This is a genomic window from Pelotomaculum sp. FP (assembly GCF_004369245.1).
Taxonomy (GTDB): Bacteria; Bacillota; Desulfotomaculia; order Desulfotomaculales; family Pelotomaculaceae; genus Pelotomaculum_C; species Pelotomaculum_C schinkii.
Genome location: NZ_QFGB01000105.1, coordinates 1 through 4,823, shown reverse-complemented (window position 1 = coordinate 4,823; position 4,823 = coordinate 1). Strand labels below are relative to the sequence as shown.

Sequence of the window (4,823 nt, the reverse complement as noted above, 5' to 3'; positions counted from 1 at the left end):
CGGCGAAGTGTTTAATCCCTGCGACCTTTTTCAGGTCGATATACCGATAGAGCTTCGCAATAAGCAAAAGGAGAAAGCTTTGAGGCAGGCTGCCAAACTTTTGATTACCCAAGGCGTTATAAGCCCCCAGCATATCACGCTGCCCGCTTAACCCATTCTACGCTCTGCTTCTGTTAGGGCTTGTTTGCTATACTCTTTTTTAACCTCAGGGGCCTTCAACCCTTGCTGTGAATGTTTTCACGCTAAAACCCCCTAAGAATATTGACAAGTTGAGCAAAGCGAGTTTTGCATTTTGCGTTTGTGTTAATGAATTCGCAAACACGTATCATTTAGTCGTAGGGCATAAGGCGTAGGGCGTAGTATATGCTGCATTCCTTATGGGTCTTCTTTTGCCATCACATATCTCGAATGAATGTCAGAGTTATAACAAGGTTTCTCTTATTACGCCTTACGCCTTACGCCCTACGCCTCTTTTTACCCATACCCATTACCAGATGGCTTTTGACATCAGGCCGGCCAGCGGGCGAACGGGGTTACCCCGACAGTCCATGGAACCGATTTGCCCGGCGATCAAGGCCGGAGCCGTTGTAGCCACCACCGGCAGTCCGAGGTTTTTAGCAGCCCTGGTAATAAGACCGGCACCTTCCTGGACTACCTCGACAGTGGTCTCATCGCCCAGGTGCGTATTGTTGATAAGGCCGTCCACCTTTCCCATTTCCCTCACGTGCTCGACAATTTGTTCCATCCCGGAAGTCATGGGACGTGAGGTATTTACAACACAGATTATGTTCAGAAACGGATCTTCGGCGGCCCCTTCCAAAAGCTTGAGCGTCTTGCTGCCTTCCACCCCATAACCGATGTCCAGGATAATATCGCCTGGCCGCCGCAGCGCCCACCTGGCCGCCGGCTTAATCGTCGCGCCGGCCTCACCCAAACCCAACGTCTCTTTGGCTTCCCAGGCGATCACTTCAACACCACGGGCCATAAGCTCTTTTTGAACAGGCCGCAAAGTATAGCAGGGCTCCACAATATCGAGGTCGACCAGGGTTACCTTCCTGCCCAGGCCGGCCAGTTCCAGCGCCCGGCTTAAAGCTGCTTCGCTCTTTCCCGCGGCATACTCACCGATATACGCTTCGACTATGCGGTCTTTGTTTATTATGCTCAAACCTCCTTTTTTTAAGCTAAAATACTCATAAAAAAAGAACAGTATCAACTGTTCCCCAGGTTTCCGGCAAACCCGCGTTTATTATTTAACCATTCCCCAACTGAAATTCTTCTAAACAAAAAATATTTAAATTTTTAACCTATAAATAAAACATTTAACATGACCAGGAGTACTACTCCAGGCAGCTGGAGTATACCGGCAGTCAGAATGGTCAAGGGATTAATGGCGATGTGAAAGCCCAAATAACCGAACACCGCGTTGATGGCCAAAAGCAATGCAACCCCCAGGACGGTCCAGGCTGTCAGCCGGATTAAAAATTTTAAAGGGCGGAACAGCGCGGTTCCCACCAGGTAGAGCCCGAATAACCCGGCCAGTCCGATAATCACATATTTCCATTCCAAACGGAGCACCCCCCTTGCTCCATTATATGGCCCGGAATGAAAATTATTCCTATTTCGTCCTGCCTGAACCATTGTATAGTTTACATTAAAAGTTGAAGGGCTTTGCATGGAGCATTTGATGCTTCTTAGACAAATCAGATAATCACCCCGGCTTTTAATCTACCAACAATGTGGGCATTCATTTGATTATAGCTATCCCACGCATCTATATTGGAGGCAAAATATTTAGGATAAATATATTGAAACATCCATCGCATCTCTCTTAATAATCTTTCGCTGGAGATGTCGGCCGCCCTCGCAAACTGTTCTTCCTTAATGGCTGTAATATTATGGGCAGCCCTATTTCTGATCCTTTCCTCAACACTACGCATAACCTGTGCTTTTTTCAATACTTCCTCATTGGGATACCGCCCCCCTGCTCCACAATCGAACTCGATCATAGGCAGTAGTGTAGAGCAAGATAAATCACCATCCCTGAAAAAAGTATTATATCTTGTATGATAGTATGCAAGCAACAGCGGATCCTTTTTTTCCAACTTATCACGTTTTATCTTCCAATGGCCAGGCTCTGCCTGGCTTTGAACACAGTAATCTCTTTTTACATGCCGCTGGCACTTTCTCTCCAAAAAACACTCGAACAACCTGCTAAGCGCAGGTGAGATACCGCGCACAAAATCCATAAGCAGCCCTGTTCTTTGTTGCAGCTCCAATAATAGAAGATATTCAAAAAGTTCTTTGACGTCGCCAGATTTTACGGGAAATAGATCATATTGGGCCATCTTGCTTTCCTTTTCTGCCTCACCCAATTCCATGTTTTTACGGTTCCTTGCAGCCCTTAACAGCCGCATAACATCCTCAGGGACAAAATCTTTGACTGCAGTTAATATATTCAAAGCTGCGGTATAGTTATAGGCTTCGATATTACTTATGGCGGCCTCCCGTAAAAAAAGGAAACGAAGGTTCTCTGTTTCTACCTGTTGGGCTCTATTTTTAGGTTCTAAATCAGGATGATTATCCAGATTGTTTTTCCAGCTCTTCTCCAAATCATAGTCTGGGGAGCCATAATTCTCGCGCTCGTTCGGAGTTGTAACTTGAATAGGAACAACCGGGAATGGTGTAGTTAAAGCCAGCAAGTGACAGGTTGATTTCATTTGCGGTGTTCCGGACGAAAGATTCACTAATATCTGACAGCCAGGATTAGAATTATGGATATTATTTAGTTCTTTTTCAAAAATGGGATAGAAAATGTCAAATTGCTGGGGGTTATCGATATCTTTGTAACGTAACTCAACTATTTGACAGGTAAAGCCCTCTTTTTCACACAGGTTGGCTGCATTTAAACGATAACGATCATCCTGGTCAGCCAGTTCACAGACTCTTTTGGTCATAAATAAATATGCTTTGCATGGTTTATAGTGCCGCATTATGTGCAAAAACGGTCCATCATGATCATTTTTTATTGGGTCGGTCATTCCCAAGGTACTGAATAAAACCTTCGGCATGATATCACCCCTTTTCATTACTGCCAGGACAATTCATAATATCACGACCTCTTCCTCTTCCACCAAATCTACAGTGCCCCAGGCCCTAATATCAGCGTTGCTGGTTAATTTATAAACCCTTATTTGATCTTCCTTTCCTATCAACTTTGGTATTCCTTTGATCAGCTTTTCATATTTGGAACTTGGCAAGATACATTCAAATGCAGATTTCTGTACCCGCACCCCAAAACCCTTCAGATATTTAGCAAAGGCGGCCCGGCGACGATTGTCTACAATATCATAAATTACTACAACCAAGTATTTTCGCCTCTCTTCCGCAATAAATTCATCGTAAACAAAAATACGTTTACTGCATTGCAATTGCGTCATCTAATCACCACCGGCTGATATATATCTGGATCTCCTTCTTCAACGGCTTTAGCTAAACGTTGACACTGCATTTCTATGGCCCTTCGAAAACTTACGGAATAGTCAACATAAGTCAGATAATGGGACCGGCTGCGTACTTTTTTCTCATACTCAGCAATAAAAGCCTTTGAAGCATCAGAATTCAAGTACACTCCACCATCATGATTAGGCTTATCAAAATGATCCAGTTTAATTATACCTTTACTTGTAACATAAAGAGCTAATGAGTCGGCCAAAACAGCTCGCCATTCTTCCATTAAATCTGAACATAACGCCGGATGACCTTTTCGGATGCTGTGTAAAAAGCTGGCATAAGGATTTAAGCCCCGGTTTACCGCAGCAGTATACATATCATACATTAGCAGCGTATAAGCAAAACTTAAAAGGGAATTGAAGGGATCGCGGGGAGGTTGCCGGCTGCGTCCAGAGAACGCAAATCCAGGCTCAACCAAGGCAGCTAAGCCCTGATAATAGTTTCTAGCTGCGATACCCTCATGTCCCATTAATTCGTCCTTGTTATTAACTCGTTCCATTATAGGCAATAGCCTGGCCATAGTATCAACAATGTTGATAACTGATGTTTCTGTCCGATTCCTTTGATAACGGCGCAAAATTGTGATCTGATTTTTTACTTTAGCAACAACAATCTTCTTAGCCAATGCAAGGCAAAATTCATCGTCCTCACCACAAGCAAATTGTCGCCTTTGCCGATAAATATTAACATTTCGCGTTGATTCCAGTCGACCAAAGAACTTCCCTCTACTTGAAAGCCAGGTCAGATTAATATCTCTCTCCATAAATTGCTTAACACAATTGGAACTAAGGGAGGCTTCACCGAATATTATTACATTCTCTACCCCCTCAATTGGTAAAGTGCGTTTCAAATTCTCTTTTTCACTTTCTACTACTATACAGTTGTCCTTCACCCCGATTTTTGCTGCCCGCTCATAAACATAAAGAAAGCTCATATCATCACCTCCGTAAGAACTAGATAAGCAATCCGCCCCCTTAACGGGGTCTTTTGTTTCTGATATAAAATGCCTAACATTAACTTTGAACTAGGCCAAGTGTTTCCGTCCCCTTAACGGGGTCTTTTGTTTTTGATAAACGTGATGCGGCAGGCAAGCCTCAGTCCGGAGTTTCCGTCCCCTTAACGGGGTCTTTTGTTTTTGATATGGACTCCACCAGAACGTTTTCAAGGTCATCGAATTGTTTCCGTCCCCTCGTATAATAGTATTAGAACCACCGGACAACCAAAATTCCAATTGAGGGAAATATGGGTAATCCAGATAGGTTCGGGAACCGGTTCCCAAAGTACGGGTACCGAGACCAACAAAAATCATTTGC

General features: G+C 44.0%; 5 protein-coding genes. All 5 read right to left on the bottom strand.

Annotated elements, in window-relative coordinates; translation table 11 throughout:
• Window positions 1–487: 487 nt before the first annotated feature.
• Window positions 488–1,165, bottom strand: a complete 678-nt coding sequence (locus tag Psfp_RS20640) for a hypothetical protein (RefSeq protein ID WP_243120837.1) — start codon at window positions 1,163–1,165, stop codon at window positions 488–490.
• A 134-nt stretch (window positions 1,166–1,299) separates the two neighbouring features.
• Window positions 1,300–1,575: a pro-sigmaK processing inhibitor BofA family protein gene (locus Psfp_RS20635; RefSeq protein WP_348981175.1), complete on the bottom strand. Its 276-nt coding sequence runs from the start codon at window positions 1,573–1,575 to the stop codon at window positions 1,300–1,302.
• Window positions 1,576–1,700: 125 nt separating this feature from the next.
• A complete protein-coding gene (locus Psfp_RS20630; protein WP_192895567.1) occupies window positions 1,701–3,068 on the bottom strand; it encodes a hypothetical protein in 1,368 nt (455 codons plus the stop codon).
• Between the two features lie 33 nt (window positions 3,069–3,101).
• A complete protein-coding gene (cas2, locus tag Psfp_RS20625) occupies window positions 3,102–3,437 on the bottom strand; it encodes a CRISPR-associated endonuclease Cas2 (protein ID WP_134220391.1) in 336 nt (111 codons plus the stop codon).
• Entirely contained in the window at window positions 3,434–4,444 is a 1,011-nt protein-coding gene (gene cas1, locus Psfp_RS20620; RefSeq protein ID WP_134220390.1) for a CRISPR-associated endonuclease Cas1, read from the bottom strand. The genes cas2 and cas1 overlap by 4 nt, the downstream gene beginning before the upstream one ends.
• Window positions 4,445–4,823: the final 379 nt, after the last annotated feature.

Bases quoted from the DNA above. Each gene is read 5' to 3' on its own strand.
- cas1 (WP_134220390.1), bottom strand. From the start codon at position 4,444: ATGAGCTTTCTTTATGTTTATGAGCGGGCAGCAAAAATCGGGGTGAAG.
- Psfp_RS20630 (WP_192895567.1), bottom strand. From the start codon at position 3,068: ATGCCGAAGGTTTTATTCAGTACCTTGGGAATGACCGACCCAATAAAA.
- cas2 (WP_134220391.1), bottom strand. From the start codon at position 3,437: ATGACGCAATTGCAATGCAGTAAACGTATTTTTGTTTACGATGAATTT.